1 protein-coding gene is annotated in these 409 nt (G+C 42.1%); it reads left to right on the forward strand.

The window, feature by feature from the left end:
- On the forward strand, positions 1-409 hold a 409-nt coding region (gene hflK / locus CWB66_RS22045), incomplete at both ends, for an FtsH protease activity modulator HflK (RefSeq protein ID WP_138587037.1).

Below are 409 nucleotides of genomic sequence, written 5' to 3' on the forward strand. Positions count from 1 at the left end.
AACGTAGTAAGCGTTGAATTTGAAGTACAGTATCGAGTAATCGACCCTTACTTATACAAGTTTAGTGTCACTAACGCTGACAGCAGTCTTGAAGAAGCATTAGATAGTGCGCTCCGTTATGTTGTTGGTCATTCAAAAATGGACCAAGTACTGACAAACGGCCGTGAAGTTATACGTCAGATTAGTTGGGATCAGCTAAATCAAATCATCGAACCTTATAACTTAGGTTTAATCGTAACTGACGTTAACTTCAAGGACTCTCGTACAACAATGGAAGTAAAAGATGCGTTTGATGATGCAATTGCGGCACAAGAGGATGAACAACGCTTTATTCGTGAAGCAGAAGCGTATGCCCGTGAAATTGAACCGCGTGCGCGTGGTCAAGTAACTCGTATGACGCAAGAAGCTG

Source organism: Pseudoalteromonas sp. S558 (assembly GCF_005886635.1).
Lineage (GTDB): Bacteria > Pseudomonadota > Gammaproteobacteria > Enterobacterales > Alteromonadaceae > Pseudoalteromonas > Pseudoalteromonas aliena.